This window comes from Flavobacterium sp. FG19 (assembly GCF_057809475.1).
This window is the reverse complement of the sequence record NZ_JBMDKA010000001.1, coordinates 410,108-430,162: the sequence shown is the minus strand read 5'-3', so window position 1 is coordinate 430,162 and position 20,055 is coordinate 410,108. Positions and strand designations below refer to the sequence as shown.

The window sequence follows — 20,055 nt, the reverse complement described above, 5'->3', positions numbered from 1 at the left end:
AATCTGCGTGAAACAAAAAAAGTCAGCCACGAATTCACGAATTTATTTTAATCTGAATGGTTAAAAAATCTATATTGAATTGTACGAATTAATTTCACGCAGATTTTGCAGATTTAAATTAAACCAGTTTAGATCTGCTAAAATCTGCGGAATCTACGTGAAACAAAAAAAGTCAGCCACGAATTCACGAATTTATTTTAATCTGTATGGGTAAAAAATCTATATTGAATTGTACGAATTAATTTCATGCAGATTTAAATTAAACCAGTTTAGATCTGCTAAAATCTGCGTGAAACAAAAAAAGTCAGCCACGAATTCACGAATTTATTTTAATTTGTATGTTTAAAAATTTATATTGAATTGTACGAATTAATTTCATGCAGATTTAAATTAAATCAGTTTAGATCTGCAAAATCTGCGTGAAACAAAAAAAGAAAGCCACGATATTCAGAAATAAATCCGTGAATTCGTGGCTTAAAAAAATTAGGTTTAAAGTTTTACTTCTTAGGCAGAGCTTTAAAACCCATATTGTAAAGTGTGAAAGCCTGGATGTCTACATTTTCCTGAATGCTTGCCGCAACAGATTTTCCTGCTCCGTGACCCGCTTTTACATCAATTCTGATTAAAACAGGGTTATCTCCGGTTTGTTTGTCCTGTAATTCGGCTGCAAATTTAAAGCTGTGAGCCGGAACTACACGGTCGTCATGATCTCCGGTCGTTACCATAGTGGCCGGATAGTGAGTGCCTTTTTTAACGTTTTGAACAGGAGAATATCCTTTTAGGTATTCAAACATTTCTTTACTGTCCTGAGCCGTTCCGTAATCGTAAGCCCAGCCCGCACCTGCTGTAAAAGTGTGGTAACGAAGCATGTCCATAACCCCAACCGCAGGCAGGGCCACTTTCATTAAATCAGGGCGTTGTGTCATGGTCGCACCTACTAATAAACCTCCGTTAGATCCTCCGCGGATTGCCAGATAATCAGATGAGGTATATTTTTGGGCAATCAGATATTCTGCAGCAGCGATAAAATCATCAAATACATTTTGTTTTTGCAGTTTTGTTCCCGCATCATGCCATTTTTTACCATATTCACCACCGCCTCTCAAGTTGGCAACAGCATACACACCTCCATTTTCCATCCATACCGCATTGGCAATACTGAAACTAGGAGTTAAACTGATATTGAATCCGCCGTATCCATAAAGAATAGTCGGGTTTTTTCCCTCTAATTTTGTTCCCTTTTTATAGGTAATAATCATAGGAACTTTTGTGCCGTCTTTTGACGTATAAAAAACTTGTTTAGACTCGTAATCTTCGCTTTTGAAATCCACTTTTGGTTTTTGATACACTTCTGATTTACCGGATTTTGGTTCAAAAGAAAAAATGGTTCCCGGAGTTGTATAATTGTTAAAGCTGTAATACAAAATCTTTTCTTCTTTTTTAGCGCCAAATCCGCCGGCAGTTCCAACGGCTGGAAGTTTGATTTCACGGACTAATTTGCCATTGTAATCGTATTGTAAAACCAATGAAACCGCATCTTTGGTATAATTGGCAAAGAAATATCCGCCTCCTGTTGACGGAGATAAAACATTCTCGGTTTCTTTGATAAAATCTTTCCAGTTTTCCTGTTTCGGACTACTGAAATCTACCGTAACTACTCGGCCGTTAGGGGCGTTATAATCAGTATGTATAAATAATTTTGTTCCTTCGTTTTCAATAATTGAATTGTCTGTATTAAAATTATCCACAATCGTTATGACCGGACTGTCCGGTTTTGTTAAATCTTTAATGTATAACTCATTTCCATAGGTTGAGTTAGCAGCCGTGATTACTAAATAATGATTGTCTTCGGTTACATAACCTCCCACATACCTTCTTTTTTGGTCGGCACCAAAAATTACCTTGTCATCTTTTTGAGAAGTTCCCAGTTTATGGAAATACAATTTGTGCTGATCTGTTTTAGCAGATAATTCACTTCCTTTTGGTTTGTCGTAGCTTGAATAATAGAAACCTTCATTTCCATGCCATGAAATACCGCTGAATTTTACATCAACCAGCGTATCTTCCAGTACTTTTTTAGTTACGGCATCAATAATGATGACTTTTCTCCAGTCGCTTCCTCCTTCAGAGATAGAATAAGCGGCTTTGCTTCCGTCTTTAGAAAAATCTAATCCTCCAAGTGAAGTAGTTCCGTCTTTAGAGAACGTATTAGGATCAAGAAAAACCTCTTCTTTGCCATTCTGGTCTTTTCTGTACACCACAGACTGGTTTTGAAGCCCGTTGTTTTTAGAATAGTAGGTAAATTTTCCTTCCTTAAAAGGAGCTCCTATTTTTTCGTAGTTCCAAAGTTTTTCCATTCGTTTTTTCAGTTCTTCACGAAACGGAATTTTATCTAAATACCCGTAGGTTACTTCGTTTTCAGCTTTTACCCAGGCTCCGGTTTCAGCAGATTTATCGTCTTCCAGCCAGCGGTACGGATCGCTTACTTTTGTATCAAAATACACGTCGACTGTTTCACCTTTTTTGGTTTGGGGATATTGAATTTTATTTTGTGCAAATGAAATTCCTGCAGTTGTAATTGCCATTAGAAGAAATGTTTTTTTCATAGTTTTTGTTTAACGATTCTAACAAAAATAGTCTTTTTTGTTTTAAAAAATAAAGTAAGAAAAACTTTTCATTTTATTTAACTTTTGAAGCCGTTGTTTAAAAAACAAAACCATATAAGTTAAATAAGTTTACGATGTAAGTTTCCTTATTTGACTTATATGGTTTAAATATGTTACAGGTTAAAATTCACTCCCAGCACAATATTTCGTCCAATATTCGGAATACCGTCTGTTTTTAATCGGGAAAGGTGTGCAATATATTTTTTGTCAAACAAATTGTTTCCGTTCAGGTTCACATCAAAAGCTGTTTTTCCAAGTTTTACTGTTCCTCCAAAACCTAAATTTACCAGAGTATATCCTTTGGAAGCTGTTTCAAAACCGCTTACATTATCCTGATCGAAAGTTGAGGAAACATTTAAAGAGGCAAATCCTTCGCTTAACCAGTTTTTGATATTGAATTCAGTTCTGATGGTATTGTTCCAGTTATTGGCAGGAATTAAAGGCAGGTAATCGTTGTTGTCTTTTTTACCGGTTACAGTTTCAAAACTGGTTTCAAAGTGTAACCAGTCTAAAGGATGCGGGTGAAAGTGAAAACCAGCTTCTCCGCCGTATAATTTAGCATTGTCCTGAACATAAGCAAAAACAGCATTATCATCAAGGGTTTCACCTGTTGGCGAAGTATAGATGTAGTTATTTACGTGATTGTAAAATCCGTTTACGAAAAACTCAAAATGCGAGTTTTTATACTCTAAGTTTAAATCCGTCTGAACGTTTTGTTCTGTTTTTAAATTAGCATTTCCAATTTCATATCGGTTGGTTCCTTCGTGAACACCGTTTGAAGTCAGCTCTGCTAAGTTTGGTGCTCTAAATCCTGTCGCAACATTTAGACGAAGTGTCAAAGGTTCAGCTAATTTTGTTTTGTAACCTAAAGAAGCATTAAAGCTGTCAAAAGAACGGTCTAAAGCCTGAAAATAACCTTCTTCACCTTCTGTTCCGTGTGCTATAGAAGTGATGTTTCGGTTGTCAAAACGTAGCCCGGCCTGAATAACGCTGTTGTCCCATTCGTAATTGGCTGTTCCAAAAACACCAAAATCGTTGGTTGTCGCATCCGGAATTAAATACTCTTCTCCCGAATTTTTGTTTGTCTGATGCATTCCCTGAACTCCCAAAATAGTTTCGATTTTTCCGAATTTTGGGAAATGGTATTTTGCATTATAATTGAACGTATTCAGTTTCATATGAAGAGAAGCTTCGCTGCTGTCTTCAAACTCACTTCGGTCATTGGAAATATAACCCAGATCAACATCTAATTTGGAGTTTTCAAAGAAAATAACATTGTTTAAACTCAGTAAATGATTAAAAATCCCCTGTCTTGGAAACTGAGTGTCCTTGCTGGAAGATTGTTCTGCAATTCCGTCTTCCGGAATTCCAATATCCAGTTTATTATAATTGTATCTTAAAACACTTGAAAAACTTGAATTGCTGTAGCCGATTCCCGTTTTAAAATCGGTTTCATTGTAACGCGAATTGGTCACGCGGTCACCGCCTGAAATCTTGTAATCAGAATGTGTATTGTAGCTTCCGCGGGCCAGGAATTTCCAGTTGTCGGTAGACGTTTTTAAGCCAATAGAAGAGTTGCTTCCTTCTGTATTTGTAAAGTATTTTTGACTGAAATTTGCTTTAAAAGTACCGGCATCGGCAAATTTTTCCGGATTAAAATATAAAACCCCTCCTAAGGCATCAGAGCCATATAAAAGCGATGCAGGTCCTTTAATTACCTCGACACTTTCAATTCCGGCATCGTTTAAACCTAAACCGTGCTCGTCTCCAAACTGCTGGTTTTCGATACGAACACCCTGAGAATATACCAGAACACGGTTTCCGCTAAGTCCGCGGATTACTGGTTTTCCTATAGAAGTTCCCGTCGAAATCTGTGCCACTCCGGGAATGGTTGCCAGACCTTCAATTAAAGTTGAAGTTCCTTTTTGCTGCAGTGTTTTAATACTTTCATGTTCAATTTTCATGACGTTTTGTGACTGCAGTTTGTTAAACGGAGTAGAAACCACTACTTCGTCCATTTCTAAAATAGACTCTTCGAGGGTTACATCAACAGTATTTTGTTTTACTAATTTACTGATCATTTTATTTTGTGAAGCATAGCCCACATAAGTAAAGGAAAGACGAAGATTCCCGTTTGGAAGATTGTTTAATTCGTATTTTCCGTTAGCATCGGTTGTAGTTCCTTTGTGTAACTCAGGTGCGTATACAGAAACGCCCGGTAAAGGCTGATTTTGATTATCGGTCACGGTTCCTGAAACTGAATTTTGGGCAGAAAGCAGACCCGAAAACCCTAAAATAAGGGCTATTATGAATTTTTTCATTTGAAAATTATGCTATAGTTAAATTGATTTTTTTCTTTTAAAAATGAAAAACAAAAAGGAACACTACAGCATTCTGACCCTGTTTACAGAAAACAGGATTTGGAAACCCAATGTTGTTTTGAATTTAAATTTTAAAAAGTGGTATTGATCCGGTTACGGAATAATCAGGAAACTATAACGGCAGGAGGTCCGCGCAATAAATAAGCAGGCCTTGAAATAGAAAATATTTTTTCTGACAGCGGTAAAAAATAAGGAACTGAGCTGTCAAAAGAATGAAATTCGAAAGTAAATTTTTCAGGGACAATATAACTTCCCAAAGCAAAATTACAAACAAAACAAACGTCGTAATCGTGGTGCTGATGTGTTATTTCGCCATTGGGATCATTATAATCGTGATGGCATTGTTTTTCCGAAAGCTGTTTTACAATATGCTCATAACTGTGTATCGACTGAAACAGTATCGAGAACAATACTGTTACAGCAAATGATAAACTTAATATGAGCTGTTTCTTTTTCATACACGGCAAAGGTATAAAAGATCGTACAAATACAAATTCATTTTTTAAATTCTGCAGCATATTCTTTGAAAAAAGTTCAGTAAAAGCAATTATTCGCGATGAAAAAAAGAATATTTGCTTTCGAATCACATCCTGAACTGGCATTATAGTATATTTGTAAGTGAAATAAAACGCTCCGTTTGAACGTTTGTTTTACAGAACCCCTTTTAAAACCCTGACACTATATGCGATTTCTTTTCAGCTGTTTGTTTTTAGTTTCGTTTTTGAATGCTTTTTCTCAGGAAAATAGTAAGGCAGAAATAAAACCTGTAATTAAAATAGATTCGCTGTACAGGGAAGACCAGTTTTATTTTTCGGTGACCTATAATATGTTTACGGATATTCCCCAAAAATTTAAGCAGAACAAGTTTTCGCTTGGACTTTCAGGCGGTTTTCTCCGGGATATGCCCATTAATAAAACCCGTACGGTTTCTATTGCGGCAGGTTTAGGGCTGAGTTACCAAAATTACTATCAGAATTTTGCTGTTTCTAAAAATGCAGAAGGAGCCGTTGTTTATAATGTAGTAGATGCCGGAGATATTGCTTCTAACCGATACAGACAATATTCTGTTGATCTTCCGATAGAATTCAGATGGCGTAACTCTACTTATGAAAGTACAAAATTCTGGAGAATTTACACCGGATTTAAGTTCAGCTACCTGTTTTCAAATACCTCTATTCTGGATGATGGTGTCAATACGTATCGTATTAATAATAATGATGCTATTAATAAATTACAGTACGGCCCGTATCTTTCTGCAGGTTACAATACCTGGAACGTATATCTCTATTATGGACTGAGTTCCCTTTTTAAAGACGGCACTACCACACTTTCCGGAGAAAGTGTTACCATGAAAACCTTAAATGCAGGCCTGATTTTCTATATATTATAACCATAGATACAGGAACAAAACCTGTGGCAGAATCCCGATTAATAACCCTATAAACAGTTCTTTAGGAGTATGCGCCTCCATTTCTAATCTTGATGAAGCTACAATTCCCGACATTAAAATCAAAAAAGCACCCCAATACGGATTATGCAGCTGCAGATGAAGGTTTAAACCAATCGCAAAAATCGTAAATCCGGTTATGGCAGTCATATGCAGACTGGCCTTAATTTTAAAAAGCGAAAATACGAGGGCCAGAATAGTACTGAACAAGGCACCCAGAAAAAAGAAATGAAGTTCCGGATAGCGTCCAATTACGATGCTTCGCTTTACCAGCAGAATATATAAAAAACACTGCAGGATCAATGGAATCCGGCGCTGGGAATTCTCAGGCAGCATCATCGATTTTACATGTCCAGTAGAACGAAGCAGCATAAAAAACAGAATCGGGACAACAATGGTAATCACCAGAATCTGAAATAATACAAAGTACTTTTCCTGCGTTGTAAAAATATCGTCCTTACAGTAAAGATAAAATAAGGTGGCGTACATCGATATAAAAATCGGATGGAATATATAGGAGAATAAGGAGATTATTTTTTTCAAAACGCTTTATTTAAGGGGAATTCAACAAATATAATCAATTAATGTTTTTAGGACTGAATATTTACTTTTCCTCTCCGCTATTATTTTGAACAGCCGGCCAGTAAAAAAAAATCTTGGAGGCCTTTTTTCAGTTTAAAATAAATCAGTGTAATTGTTGGCAAACCTTTTTTTAAATTTGACAAAAAGAAATTTTCTAAATGAGCATAAATTTAAAGAGCCTTATCCCGGTTTTCAATGCTGAGTGGACAGGCCCGGACACCGATATTTTTATTGACCATGTTTCAATAGACAGCCGTTCTCTGCAAAACGGACCTTCGACCTTGTTTATTGCCCTTTCCGGGGTTAATAATGATGCTCATTTGTATATAGCGGAACTCATCGAAAAAGGCGTTCAGTATTTTGTGGTTCAGTATATTCCCGAAAATGTAAAAGGCAGGGCTCATTTTTTCGTTGTACAAAATACCTTAAAAGCACTGCAGGAACTGGCCGCTTACTATCGTGATCTGTTTCATTTTCCCGTAATTGGATTAACCGGAAGTAACGGAAAAACAATTGTAAAGGAATGGCTTAACTTTTTACTGAGCCCGGATTACAATATTATCAGAAGCCCTAAAAGTTATAATTCGCAGGTTGGGGTTCCGCTTTCGGTTATGGCAATTAACGAAAAACACAATTTGGGGATTTTTGAAGCCGGAATTTCCACCGTAAATGAAATGGCGAATCTGGAAGAAATAATCAAACCCAATATGGGGGTTTTAACCAGTATTGGCTCCGCACACGATGAAGGATTTGAAAATCTGACCCAGAAAATCAAAGAAAAATTATTGCTTTTCAAACAATCAAAGGTCATTATTTATCAGAAAAACGAATGGGTCGATCAGGGGCTTTCCGATTTCTGTGCTCAATACCCGCTTCAGGACAGAAAACTGTTTTCGTGGAGTCTGACAGATACAAATGCCGATGTTTTTATTCTGAAAAAAGAAGTGAAAAGCGAATCGACTTTTATCCAATATCAGTATAAAAATGAGAAATTCGATTTAGAAATTCCGTTCAGTGATTCGGCTTCTATAGAAAATACCATTTCCTGCCTGCTGGTTTTACTGTATTTTAATTATGATGCCGAAGTGATTCAGAATCGGGTACAGCTGCTGTATCCGGTTGAGATGCGTCTGGAAGTTAAAAACGGAATTCATAACTGCAGTTTAATCGATGACAGTTACAGCTCCGATTTTCAGTCTTTAAAAATTGCACTGGACTTTTTGGAAAGTCAGAAAAAGAATGCGTCAAAAGCCGTTATTTTATCAGATATTTTTCAAAGCGGATTTTCAAATGAAGAACTGTATTCGAAAGTGGCACAGTTAATTTCAGACAATAAAATCAACCGCATCATTGGTATCGGATCCGTTATTTCTTCTTTTAAGGATAAATTTCCAAACAGCACAATGTTTTCAAATACAGCCGATTTTATAGAGGCTGCTGAAAGCCTGAATTTCAATAACGAAACCATTCTGATCAAAGGGGCAAGATCTTTCCGGTTTGAGGAAATTGTATCGCTTCTGGAAGAGAAAACACATGAGACTGTTTTAGAAATTAATTTAGATGCGATAAGCCATAATTTTAATTACTTTAAAACAAAGCTGGGGCCGGACGTAAAGATTATGGTCATGGTGAAAGCGTTTGGTTATGGAAACGGCGGACTTGAGATTGCCAAATTACTGGAACACAACAAGGTTAATTATTTAGGTGTGGCTTTTGCCGACGAAGGCATTTCGCTTAAAAATGGCGGAATCAAACTGCCTATTATGGTTTTGAACCCGGAATCGACCAGCTTTCCTTCGATTATTCAGTATAAACTGGAACCGGAAATTTACAGTTTAAAAGGACTAAATGCCTTTTTGAAAATAGCCAGAGAAAAGAACTTAAAAGATTTTCCAATCCATATAAAAATCGATACCGGAATGCACCGCTTAGGTTTTGAAGACAATACAATCGATGAACTGATTGCGACTTTAAAAGGAAACTCAACCGTGCGTGTTCAGAGTATTTTGTCGCATCTGGCCACCAGCGACGACCCGAAACATTTTGATTTTGCGGCAAAACAGATCAGTTTGTTCGAAAAACTGTCTTCTAAATTAATGTCAGAACTGAATATTACCCCAATTCGTCATATTTTAAATACATCCGGAATCAGTAATTTTCCAAATGCACAATACAATATGGTACGATTGGGAATTGGTTTGTATGGCGTTTCCAACGATCCTTTGGAGCAGAAATATCTGGAAAATGTAGGGACTTTAAAATCGATTATTTCTCAGGTACGAACGATTCCTGCTGGTGACAGTGTTGGGTACGGACGCCGGTTTATGGCCGAAAAAGAAACTAAGATTGCGACCATTCCTATTGGTTATGCTGACGGAATTTCGAGATTATGGGGCAATCAGGTGGGGTTTGTAACCATTAAAAACCAAAAAGCCTATATTACAGGAAGTGTCTGTATGGATATGCTGATGGTCGACGTAAGCGATATTGACTGTAAAGAAGGTGATTCGGTTATTATTTTCGGCGAAAGCCCTACTGTTATTGAAATGGCCGAAGCCCTTAAAACAATTCCGTATGAAATAATGACGAGTATTTCCCAAAGAGTGAAAAGGGTATTTTTTAGATAGGATAAAAAACTTTCAATAAAATTACGTATTTTCGATATTGAAATTAATATAACTAAAAACAACAATTATGGGATTTTTTTCGGAGTTTAAGGAATTTGCAACAAAAGGCAACGTAATTGATCTGGCTGTCGGTGTAATCATTGGAGCAGCCTTTAATAAAATAGTGGGTTCGTTAATTGATGATGTCATTACCCCCTTGATATTAAAACCGGCATTAGAAGCGGCTCATCTGGAAACAATTCAGGATCTTGTTGCTTTTGGAGGAGTTAAATATGGTTTGTTTCTCTCGGCCGTAATTAACTTTCTTATTGTTGCTTTTGTTTTATTCTTAATTATTAAAGGAATAAACAGACTTAAAAAGAAAGAAGCACCAGCACCAGCAGCTCCTGCAGGGCCAACACAGGAAGAATTATTGACACAGATTAGAGATTTATTGAAAAATAAATAAAAATACAATACCGCTACACTAAGTCTAATTTAACCGCCTTCTAAAGAGGCGGTTTTTTTTACAAAATGTTTATTTTATAACATTTTGTTATTTTTTGTGAAGAGCCTTGTTTTCAGTTTTATTATAGTTATTTTTGCAGGGTAAAATTAGATTAATTGATATTAAAAATATAAAAATGAGAATTGCAGTTGTAGGTGCTACCGGAATGGTTGGCGAAGTAATGCTTAAAGTTTTAGCGGAAAGAAATTTTCCGGTTACAGAATTAATTCCTGTTGCTTCAGAAAGATCAGTAGGAAAAGAAATTGAATACAAAGGAACCAAATATAAAGTAGTAGGATTGCAGACAGCTGTAGATATGAAAGCGGATATTGCTGTTTTCTCTGCCGGAGGAGATACTTCATTAGAGTGGGCTCCAAAATTTGCAGCAGCCGGAACAACGGTTATTGACAACTCCTCGGCCTGGAGAATGGATCCGACTAAGAAATTAGTAGTTCCGGAAATCAATGCTTCTGTATTAACCAAAGAAGATAAAATTATTGCCAATCCAAACTGCTCTACTATTCAAATGGTATTAGCCTTGGCACCTTTGCATAAAAAATACAACATTCAGAGAATTATTGTTTCTACTTACCAGTCGATTACCGGAACAGGAGTAAAAGCGGTAAAACAATTGGAAAACGAGTATGCAGGAGTACAGGGTGATATGGCTTACAAATACCCAATTCACAGAAATGCTATTCCGCATTGTGACAGTTTTGAAGCAAACGGGTACACTAAAGAAGAAATGAAATTAGTTCGTGAAACTCAGAAAATATTAGGCGATAACACCATCAGAGTTACGGCTACCGCAGTTCGTGTACCGGTTGTGGGCGGACATAGTGAAGCTGTAAACGTTGAATTTACTAATGATTTTGATGTAAATGAAGTACGCGAAATTCTGCATAATACAGATGGAGTAGTGGTGCAGGATAATTTAGATACTTTTACTTACCCAATGCCATTATATGCTGAAGGTAAAAATGATGTATTTGTTGGAAGAATCCGTCGTGACGAAAGCCAGCCAAATACTTTAAACATGTGGATTGTAGCTGATAACCTGAGAAAAGGTGCTGCAACAAACACGATCCAAATCGCTGAATATTTGATTCAGGCCGGTTTAGTATAAGCAGAGAGTAAAGAAAATTGTTATAAAAGAAAACCGTAGTTACAGTTTATGTGATTACGGTTTTTTTATAAATTTTTGATTTTGTTTAGATTATGTATTATCGCTTAATTTTGGAGTAAGAATAATTTTTTAGATATGGCATTCCCACTTGATATGAAGTATATAGTTGAAACGGAAAATGAGCTGGAAGTTGAATTTCCTCATTTGTTTAAGCAAAAAATGCTTGAAGAGAATGGAGGTGAATTGGAGACCGATGACGATGATTGGCAGCTTTATCCTTTTTTTGATAAAAGTGACAGAAAAAGAATAAGCAGGACCTGTAATCATATTATCCTGGAAACTAAACTGGCAAGGGAATGGAGTAATTTCCCTTTCAATGCCATCGCTATTGCAGGAAATGGATGCGGAGATCAATTGGTTCTTCTCAATGAAAAAGGAAGCAAAAAATTAAGCGAAATTATTTATTTCTGGAGCCATGAAACAGGGATAGTAGAAAAAATAGCAGATAATATAGAGGAGTTAATATAAAGGATTGTTTATGGTAAATGTTTTAGCGGATGTATTCCATAAATAATATTTTTGTTTTAATTCTAAAGTACTATTTTAAATGAGAACAGAGATCTGCCATTTTTGGTTCGGAAAATTTAAATCAGAAGACGACTATTTTGATTTTATAGGCGAAGATGAATCTTATTATGATGAAGAGGATATAGAAGGGAAGTATCTCTCTGAATTTGCAAAATCGCAGGATAGAAATCATGTAGATCATGATTTTATGGAAAGCGGATTTGAAGAGACAGCGGCTATATTTGAAGAAAAGTTCCTTAAGTATTCGTATGCTTCCAAATGGATAGTACAGGCAAAAGAAAAATTGATTGCTCTAAATCAGAAAACAGAAGATATTAATACAGTTGTTTTTATTTCAAAAAATCAGATTAATAAGCCTGTTTCGGTGAAAAACCCCAATTTTAATTTACTATACATTGGCGAAATTGAATATGAAATTTGATTTACAGCTGCTAAAGAATTTCCATTATTAAAAAGACAAAACGAAATGAATTTCGATACTTATAAAATCATCCCGAACTACAACACCAATAAAACGGATCTGTTTACAGCTGATGAAGAAGATATTCAGGCCTGCGAGAAAACATTAAATATTGTTTTTGATGAGGACTATAAAGAATACGTTTTACAATACGGAAGCGGAATTCTTGGAGGTACTTATGTGCGTATATTTCTTCCTGAAACCATCATACTTACGCTTGATGAATGGAGAAAACGTATAAGCGAGTATTGGTTTTGGGATGAAGGAAAAGAAGTTCTGACCAAAGAGCAGGTTCTGCATTCCATTAGAATTGGCGATACGTTTGATGGTGATGAGATTATCCTTTTCGAAAATCAGTATTATGTGCTGCCCCGGTACAGTGAAATGATTTATAAAACAGGAAATTCACTGGAAGAAAGTATTACCTGGTTGTGTTCGTCAGGAATTTTGACAGAAGCCTTTTCAGAAAGAGAATTTGAACCTTTTGATCCGGCTGGTATTCAGGAGTAGGTTGTATAGGCATAAAAAAAGCGGGAATTCTAAAATTCCCGCTTTTTTATTTTAATATTCCGGTGCCAGTTCCAGCTCCAGTCCTTCCAACTCTTCAGTAATTGGGATCTGGCAGCCTAAACGGCTATTTGATTTCACATAAAATGCTTCAGATAACATGGCTTCTTCATCATCTCCCATTTCAGGTAATGCAACATCGTTTAAAACGTAACACTGGCAGGAAGCACACATGGCCATTCCTCCACAGGTTCCTTCAACAGGAAGTTCGTATGCTTTGCATAACTCCATTATGTTCATTGCCATATCAGTTGGAGCCTGTAATTCGTGTATAACTCCTTCTCGATCTTTAATCTTGATTAATACATCCATTTTTAATTGTTGGAATTTATTGGTAGGATTTTATAACGTGAAAAAATCCTGTATTCATATTAACTTGTAGGTTTTGTACTAAAAGCGTATTCCTTTCTGTTACTTTCTTTAAGTCGCATTTTAATACCCAGGATGCTGTCGCTTTTTTCTAAAATAGTAACAACTGCAACTACTGAATAATAATCTTTATCAGACTGAAAAATCAATGTGCCTTCATATGTAGAGTTCAAAACTCCTTGTTTGTCTGTTGTTGCAGAAACTTTTCTCGGATTTAAAAACTGAGCGGTACTATAAGTGGCTTTGCTTGAAAATTTTCCTCGTCCTTCTACAAAATCATACAGGAAATCATAATTTCCAATACTTAAAGTTCCTGGTGTATCATTCGGGTTAATTGAAAACACAATTTTCCCTGAATAATTAAAATCTGACCATTCCTCAGATTCATTTACCCAAGCCTTGTCAACAACAACTGTTTTACTTTGCGCATAACTCCCCGCTGCAATAAACAATAACATAAATAGAGTGTAAAACTTCTTCATAAATTTAAGATTTAGGGTTATGTCACAAATTTAAGTTAAAAATGTAACAATCACCGAACTAAAACTCTTAAATCTTTGTATTGTTTTTTATCAAATCCTCAAAAAAGGAGAATAATGCAATGGTTTTATTGCGGTATTATGAAAGCAATCGATTGAAGACTTATTATTCTTGTTAATTGTAACAAACAAAAAAGAATAACAAATGCTTCGTTTTTATTACATTATGTTTACCACAGTTTCAATCTGCGGCGCATACTTTTTAATAGTAGTTTCTACACCTGCTTTAAGCGTCATCTGGTTTACACTGCAGCTGATACAGGCACCTTCAAGACGAACTTTTACATGTTTATCGTCATCTATAGAGATTAGTGTAATATCACCTCCGTCAGATTTTAAGAATGGCCTGATCTCGTCTAAGGCCAGTAAAACATTATTTGTTAATTCTTCTGTTGTCATAATATTAATGTATCAATTAGAAAATGTGCCAATTAGAAAATTCTGTAAAATTGTCTAATGATCTCATTATCTCAATTATCGAATTAGTTTTTCTTAACGGCAGAGCAGCCGGCCATGGTTGTAATTTTGATGGCTTCGGTAGCCGGAAGACTTTCGTTTCTGTTTACGACTTCCTGCACTACATTTCGGGTAATTTCTTCAAAAACAGTTTCAATTGGCGATGCGGTCTGTAAAGCAGCCGGACGTCCGTAATCTCCTGCTTCGCGAATAGACTGTACAATTGGAACTTCTCCAAGGAACGGAACATTTAAGTCTTCAGCAAGGTTTTTAGCACCTTCCTGACCAAAAATGTAATATTTATTATTTGGTAATTCTTCTGGTGTAAAATACGCCATGTTTTCGATAATTCCTAAAACAGGTACATTGATATTGTCCTGCATGAACATCGAAACCCCTTTTTTGGCATCGGCAAGAGCTACTGCCTGCGGCGTACTTACGACAACTGCTCCTGTAATTGGTAAAGACTGCATGATCGAAAGGTGAATGTCTCCTGTTCCCGGAGGTAAATCCAGCAACATGAAATCCAGTTCTCCCCAATCGGCATCAAAGATCATCTGGTTCAGGGCTTTTGCGGCCATTGGTCCTCTCCAGATAACAGCCTGGCTTGGCGCTGTAAAAAATCCAATAGAAAGCATCTTAATTTCATAGCTTTCAATTGGTTTCATTTTTGATTTTCCGTCAACGGTTATCGAAACCGGTTTTTCGTTTTCAACGTCAAACATAATAGGCATCGAAGGTCCGTAAACATCGGCATCCAAAACCCCTACTTTAAAGCCCATTTTGGCAAGTGTAACGGCAAGATTTGCTGTAACAGTTGATTTTCCAACTCCTCCTTTTCCGGAAGCAACTGCAATGATATTTTTAATTCCGGGAATAGCGCGTCCTTTAATTTCGGCTTTCTCCGGAGTTTCAACTTTAATATTTACTTTAATTTTGGCATCGGCTGATATTAACTCGTGGATCGTTTTTTTAATATCGTCTTCTGCTCTTTTTTTGATATGCATGGCTGGTGTATGCAATACTAAATCGACCACCACTTCATCACCAAAAGTAAGTACGTTAGCCACCGCACCGCTTTCAACCATGTTTTTTCCTTCTCCGGCTATGGTAATTGTTTCCAGAGCTTTAAGGATTTCTTTTCTATCTAATTTCATTTTATACGCTATTATGTATGGAAAAAAACAGTTTGAAATTTCTGTCTTAATTTAAACTGATTTCAGACTGCAAAGATAACAGATAAAGTTCGGATTCAAACCCTTTTAAATTGTATTTATTGATATTAAGATTACTCAAAATGATAAATACGGCTTTTTTAGAGTCTTAAAATCAGAATATACTATTTCCGATTTTATTCGTCACTCTTTTTCCGGCAATACAGACGTAATATAAAACCACTGAAAATTACTGCTCAAAATGTAAGAATTGTCATTTATCTTGATTAAATTTGAGTGCCTTAAATCTAAGATTTCCAATAAAGTACAAAAAAGTATGAAAACTTATTTTTGAGGCCTCTCTATGAGTTTTCGATATTTTTTAAAATAATTTTTGTTTCAAAACTTAAAACTTAAAAATATGCGAAATTTTACTTTTTTAGCTGTAATTCTTGCTGGTAGTTTTTTAATGTTTTCCTATCATACAGCAGGCAGTACTCCGAAACCGAAAACCGAAATCAAAGAATCTGAAAACGTTTTTACAGCCAGCGACATTCTTGTTTTAGGCAGGCTGGATGCCGTTTCGATTACTAATTTCTATAAAAAATATCCCAAACTGAAAAAATATCAGAAAGATGTAGAAGAACTTTATAAAAGTAAGGGGTATACTATGATTTGGCATGATGATAAAAGTATCAGTGAATTTGGTGCTTTGCTGTATCATAAAGCCAACCTTCTGGAAGAACAGGGCATCAATGCCGAAATGCCGTATATGAACCTGGTAGACGATATTTTTAATGAGACGGCCGCAGCGAAACTATCCGATCTGGATACCGAACTTTTATTGTCGAACATGTATATTTTTTATGCCAGCAACGTGTATTCCGGATTTGATCCTCAGGTGCTCAAAAAAATAGGCTGGTATCTGCCGGCCAAAACGGTTTCGTACGACAGGATTCTGGATTCGCTTATGGTGGATCCCAATCGTCTGAATAAAGACGATGATCTGCTTTTTGACCAGTATTACAAACTTCAGGAGGTTTTAAAAAAATACCGCACTATTGAGAAAAACGGACTTTGGAAAAAAATAGAGATTGATGCCGCTGCTTTTAAAGAGATAAAACCTTTAGACAGCGGAAAAGTGATCCTGCAGATCAGGGAACGTTTATTTGTAACAGGTGATTTAAAAGAAGATTCTAAAAGTAAGTATTATGATCAGGAAATGATGGATGCTGTTTTGAGGTATAAAAAACGATACGGACTCAAACTGAATTATACTTTTACAAAAGAACAAATCGATCAGATGAACGAACCTATAGGAAACAGGATTCGGACCATTATGCTGAATATGGAACGATGCCGCTGGATTCCGACCAAATTAGCCAAAGCAGATGAATATGTAATGGTTAATATTCCGTCGTTCAGACTGGTTTATGTTAAAAATGGCAAGTATGATTTGGTTTCAGACGTTTTTGTGGGAACCCGAATGACCGAAACCGTAATTTTCAGCGGAAATATTGATCGTATCGTTTTCAGTCCGTACTGGTATGTGCCTTCAAGCATCATTCAAAATGAGCTGAAATTAAAAATGGCTGCCGATAAAAATTATCTGGCCGAAAATAATATGGAATGGAACGGCGGACATGTACGGCAAAAACCGGGACCGCAGAACTCTTTAGGACTAGTAAAATTTATGTTCCCAAATCCTAATGACATTTACCTGCACGATACACCGGCCAAAAGTTTGTTTGATTTTGAAAACCGTATTTTCAGTCACGGCTGTATTAACGTAAAAGAAGCTAAACAGCTTGCTCTGGATATATTAAGAGATGATCCTGACTGGCCGGCAGATAAAATTAACAATGCAATGAGCGGTGAAAAAGAAACTACGTGTATGCTCAAAAAGAAAATCCCAATTTACATAGGTTATTTTACTGCCTGGGTTAATGATCAGGGCGAAATTGGTTTTTATCCTGATGTGTACGACCGGGACAAACATCTCGATAAACTGCTTTATTCAGATTCTGTTGCTTTAAAATAAAAAGAAACCCTCGTTAGATTTTGATTTCTAACGAGGGTTTTTAAAAAAATGGCCTACAAGTTATTCGTATTTTAAATATTTCAAAACATCTATTTTGGTAACCTGATAGGCTTTTGCCAATACAATTATTAAAGTAAGGACTAAAAGTGAAACCAGGGCAATACTAAACGGAACGAAAGAAATATTGATTCTGAAAGCAAAATCCTCCAGCCACTTTTGCAGCAAAATATAAGCCGGAACAATGCCAATTACAAATCCCATCATACAGAAAATGATATATTGTTTCGATAACTCTTTCAGTAAAATATCAGTTTCTGCTCCCAGTGTTTTTCTAATCGCAATTTCTTTCAGTCTTCTTTCCATCGAAAATGATGCCAAAGCAAACAATCCGAAGATGGCAATGATGATCACCACTAAATTCAGGATAAAAAACAGGTTCTTTTGTTTTACCTGCTCTTCATAGGTTTTAGCAAAACCTTTGTTAACAAATTCATAGTCAAAAGGATAATCAGGATTGACGTTAGCTTCCCAGTAAGTTTTTAATTTTCCAAGAATTTCAGATAAATTATCGGTAGAAACTTTTACATATACGTTCTGAAAATTGTTCCATTTCAAAGTTTTCATATTGATAAAAACCATTGGCGGGACTTTATTCTGAAGTCCGGTAATATGAAAATCTTTTACAACTCCTACTACTTTAAATTTCATGCTTCCTTTGTCATTTCCCCAACCCGATAGAATAACCGTATTTAAAGGTTTTTTCAGTCCGAGCTGTTTCGCCAGGGTTTCATTTATAAGCCAGTTGTCAATGGTATCAGAAGCAAATTTTGGTGATAAATCACGTCCTTCAACAATCTTGATTTTCATCATTTCCAGAAAACCAAAGTCCATTTCAACATTTCGGGGCTGAACAAAAACGCCGTTATGTGTAAAACCGGAACTGGAGTTGGTACTGTTTCCAAAAGTACCGGCAAAAGTAGAAACCTCCTGAACACCGGATATTTTCAGGATTTCCTGTTTGGCAGTCTGGTATTTTTGCCCTTTTTTGGCATAATCCTGATAGTTAAAAGGAATTCGGATTACCTGGTCGCCGTTGAAACCAAGGTCTTTGTTCATCATATAATCTACCTGAGAATTTACAATTAAAGCTCCGATGATGAAAAAGGCAGCAATGCCAAACTGAAAAATAAGCATCGAATTTCGAATCCAGATCCCGCTTTTGCTTCGGGAGAAATTACCTTTCAAAACTTTTAAAGTTTCAAAATTTGAGATATAAATGGCAGGAAATATACCCGCAAGAATGATTACTAATCCAAAAATCAAAATGAGCTGCAGGTAAAATTCACTGCCATTCATAGTCAAGTTCTTTCTTAAAAAAGAATTATAATACGGAAGGGAAAGTTCTACAATCGCCAGAGCAAATAAAATAGAAAGAGTTACAATGATGGCCGTTTCAAAAATAAACTGTGTCGTAATTTGTTTTTTTGAGGCTCCCACAATTTTGCGAACCCCGACTTCTTTGGCGCGTTTTATGGCAGAAGCTGTCGCCAGGTTGATATAATTGACCAATGATAAAACCAGAATCAGGAGAGACAAACCTCCCATGATGTAAAGAAGTTTTAAGTTGCCTTTTCCTTCCGGAGTGGCAGATCCTGATGATTTTGTACCATGCAGGTGTAAGGTTTTTAACTGATCCAGATAGATTTTGATTTCACCGTTTTCTTTGATGTACTGTTCAACAGTCTGTCCGCTTTCTTTAGCGTCTTTTAAAGTACGGTTTACAAAATTTACATTATGCATTTTCTTTAATACCACAGCAGGATCAGCATTTTTTTTGATTTTAATCATAAAACCATAACTGAAATTTCCCCAGCTGTTCATGTCATTTTCGCGTAAAATACCGCCAAAAACATAATTAGGTTCAATAGAAGACGGTTTTACGATACGATAAACCGCTTTTACAGTATAAGGTTTGTCGTCGTAGCGAATAGATTTTCCTATCGGATCTTCATCATTAAAAAGCAGTCTGGCCTGTTCTTCAGAGATAGCGGCACTGTTTTTTTCTTTTAGAATATCTTTTTTGGATCCTTTTATGATGGGAAATGGATAAAAATCAAAAAAGTTGTTGTCTGTGACTGTTATCTTTTTATCAATTACTTTTTTGTTTTTATATTTTATAACCGCCTCATTATACCAGTCGTTAAAAAAGCAGATCTGCTCAATTTCGGGAATGCTGGCTTTACAGGTCTGTCCAAACGGAATGGAACTTGTAGTCCAGATATCGCCCGTTCTGCCTATTCCGTTCAGTACCTGATATACGTTTTCCTTTTCAGGGTTCCATTGATCGTAAGCATGCTCATTGTTCCAGTACAAAATGGCAAAAATGACTCCCGAAATTCCAATACTTAATCCCAGGACATTTAAAAACGAAAACAATTTGCTTTGTCTTAAATGATAAATAAATATTTTAAACCAGTTAAAAATCATGGTAAATGTTTTATAATTGTGTTAGTTATTTTTGGGCCTAAAGGCTGTTCTGCCCTTAAAGAAGAGTAAAAATTTTGC

The 20,055-nt window shown here is 36.0% G+C and carries 17 protein-coding genes; 8 read left to right on the top strand and 9 right to left on the bottom strand.

The features are described from left to right. Positions 1 to 497: 497 nt before the first annotated feature. From ACODST_RS01895 to ACODST_RS01885, 3 genes are all read right to left on the bottom strand, one after another. Positions 498 to 2,606, bottom strand: coding sequence for a prolyl oligopeptidase family serine peptidase (locus ACODST_RS01895; RefSeq protein WP_488930418.1), 2,109 nt, complete (start codon positions 2,604 to 2,606; stop codon positions 498 to 500). Between the two features lie 173 nt (positions 2,607 to 2,779). Next, on the bottom strand, positions 2,780 to 4,987 hold the full coding sequence (locus ACODST_RS01890) for a TonB-dependent receptor (protein WP_488930417.1): 2,208 nt from the start codon (positions 4,985 to 4,987) through the stop codon (positions 2,780 to 2,782). Between the two features lie 164 nt (positions 4,988 to 5,151). Further along, positions 5,152 to 5,505: a hypothetical protein gene (locus ACODST_RS01885; protein ID WP_488930416.1), complete on the bottom strand. Its 354-nt coding sequence runs from the start codon at positions 5,503 to 5,505 to the stop codon at positions 5,152 to 5,154. A 224-nt stretch (positions 5,506 to 5,729) separates the two neighbouring features. Between ACODST_RS01885 and ACODST_RS01880 the strand changes: the two genes are divergently transcribed. Then, positions 5,730 to 6,437, top strand: a complete 708-nt coding sequence (locus tag ACODST_RS01880; RefSeq protein WP_488930415.1) for a porin family protein — start codon at positions 5,730 to 5,732, stop codon at positions 6,435 to 6,437. Here ACODST_RS01880 and ACODST_RS01875 read toward each other — a convergent pair. Then, complete coding sequence (locus ACODST_RS01875; RefSeq protein WP_488930414.1) at positions 6,432 to 7,037, bottom strand: hypothetical protein; 606 nt, start codon at positions 7,035 to 7,037, stop codon at positions 6,432 to 6,434. The two genes, ACODST_RS01880 and ACODST_RS01875, sit on opposite strands and share 6 nt — an antisense overlap. A 197-nt stretch (positions 7,038 to 7,234) precedes the next feature. Between ACODST_RS01875 and ACODST_RS01870 the strand changes: the two genes are divergently transcribed. From ACODST_RS01870 to ACODST_RS01845, 6 genes are all read left to right on the top strand, one after another. Continuing rightward, positions 7,235 to 9,703, top strand: coding sequence for a bifunctional UDP-N-acetylmuramoyl-tripeptide:D-alanyl-D-alanine ligase/alanine racemase (locus tag ACODST_RS01870; protein WP_488930413.1), 2,469 nt, complete (start codon positions 7,235 to 7,237; stop codon positions 9,701 to 9,703). 67 nt (positions 9,704 to 9,770) lie between these two features. Further along, a complete protein-coding gene (mscL, locus tag ACODST_RS01865; protein WP_488930412.1) occupies positions 9,771 to 10,151 on the top strand; it encodes a large conductance mechanosensitive channel protein MscL in 381 nt (126 codons plus the stop codon). A gap of 175 nt (positions 10,152 to 10,326) precedes the next feature. After that, positions 10,327 to 11,316, top strand: coding sequence for an aspartate-semialdehyde dehydrogenase (locus ACODST_RS01860; RefSeq protein WP_488930411.1), 990 nt, complete (start codon positions 10,327 to 10,329; stop codon positions 11,314 to 11,316). 135 nt (positions 11,317 to 11,451) lie between these two features. Next, on the top strand, positions 11,452 to 11,844 hold the full coding sequence (locus ACODST_RS01855; protein ID WP_488930410.1) for an SMI1/KNR4 family protein: 393 nt from the start codon (positions 11,452 to 11,454) through the stop codon (positions 11,842 to 11,844). 79 nt (positions 11,845 to 11,923) lie between these two features. After that, on the top strand, positions 11,924 to 12,325 hold the full coding sequence (locus ACODST_RS01850; RefSeq protein ID WP_488930409.1) for an immunity 22 family protein: 402 nt from the start codon (positions 11,924 to 11,926) through the stop codon (positions 12,323 to 12,325). A gap of 45 nt (positions 12,326 to 12,370) precedes the next feature. After that, the gene (locus ACODST_RS01845; protein WP_488930408.1) at positions 12,371 to 12,874 is read left to right on the top strand and encodes an SMI1/KNR4 family protein; all 504 of its coding nucleotides are present in this window, start codon (positions 12,371 to 12,373) and stop codon (positions 12,872 to 12,874) included. A gap of 51 nt (positions 12,875 to 12,925) precedes the next feature. Here ACODST_RS01845 and ACODST_RS01840 read toward each other — a convergent pair whose 3' ends face one another. The 4 genes from ACODST_RS01840 to ACODST_RS01825 all read right to left on the bottom strand — a co-directional run bounded on the left by ACODST_RS01840 (position 12,926) and on the right by ACODST_RS01825 (position 15,452). Next, positions 12,926 to 13,243: a 2Fe-2S iron-sulfur cluster-binding family protein gene (locus tag ACODST_RS01840; RefSeq protein ID WP_095929730.1), complete on the bottom strand. Its 318-nt coding sequence runs from the start codon at positions 13,241 to 13,243 to the stop codon at positions 12,926 to 12,928. Positions 13,244 to 13,302: 59 nt separating this feature from the next. Continuing rightward, entirely contained in the window at positions 13,303 to 13,782 is a 480-nt protein-coding gene (locus ACODST_RS01835) for a hypothetical protein (protein WP_488930407.1), read from the bottom strand. 216 nt (positions 13,783 to 13,998) lie between these two features. Then, complete coding sequence (locus ACODST_RS01830; RefSeq protein WP_012023406.1) at positions 13,999 to 14,238, bottom strand: NifU family protein; 240 nt, start codon at positions 14,236 to 14,238, stop codon at positions 13,999 to 14,001. 83 nt (positions 14,239 to 14,321) lie between these two features. Continuing rightward, a complete protein-coding gene (locus ACODST_RS01825; protein ID WP_488930406.1) occupies positions 14,322 to 15,452 on the bottom strand; it encodes an Mrp/NBP35 family ATP-binding protein in 1,131 nt (376 codons plus the stop codon). A gap of 418 nt (positions 15,453 to 15,870) precedes the next feature. On the opposite strand from ACODST_RS01825, the gene ACODST_RS01820 reads away from it, so the two are divergent. Beyond that, complete coding sequence (locus ACODST_RS01820; RefSeq protein ID WP_488930405.1) at positions 15,871 to 17,490, top strand: L,D-transpeptidase family protein; 1,620 nt, start codon at positions 15,871 to 15,873, stop codon at positions 17,488 to 17,490. Between the two features lie 60 nt (positions 17,491 to 17,550). On the opposite strand, the gene ACODST_RS01815 is transcribed toward ACODST_RS01820, so the two are convergent. Then, positions 17,551 to 19,977, bottom strand: coding sequence for an ABC transporter permease (locus ACODST_RS01815; RefSeq protein WP_488930404.1), 2,427 nt, complete (start codon positions 19,975 to 19,977; stop codon positions 17,551 to 17,553). Positions 19,978 to 20,055: the final 78 nt, after the last annotated feature.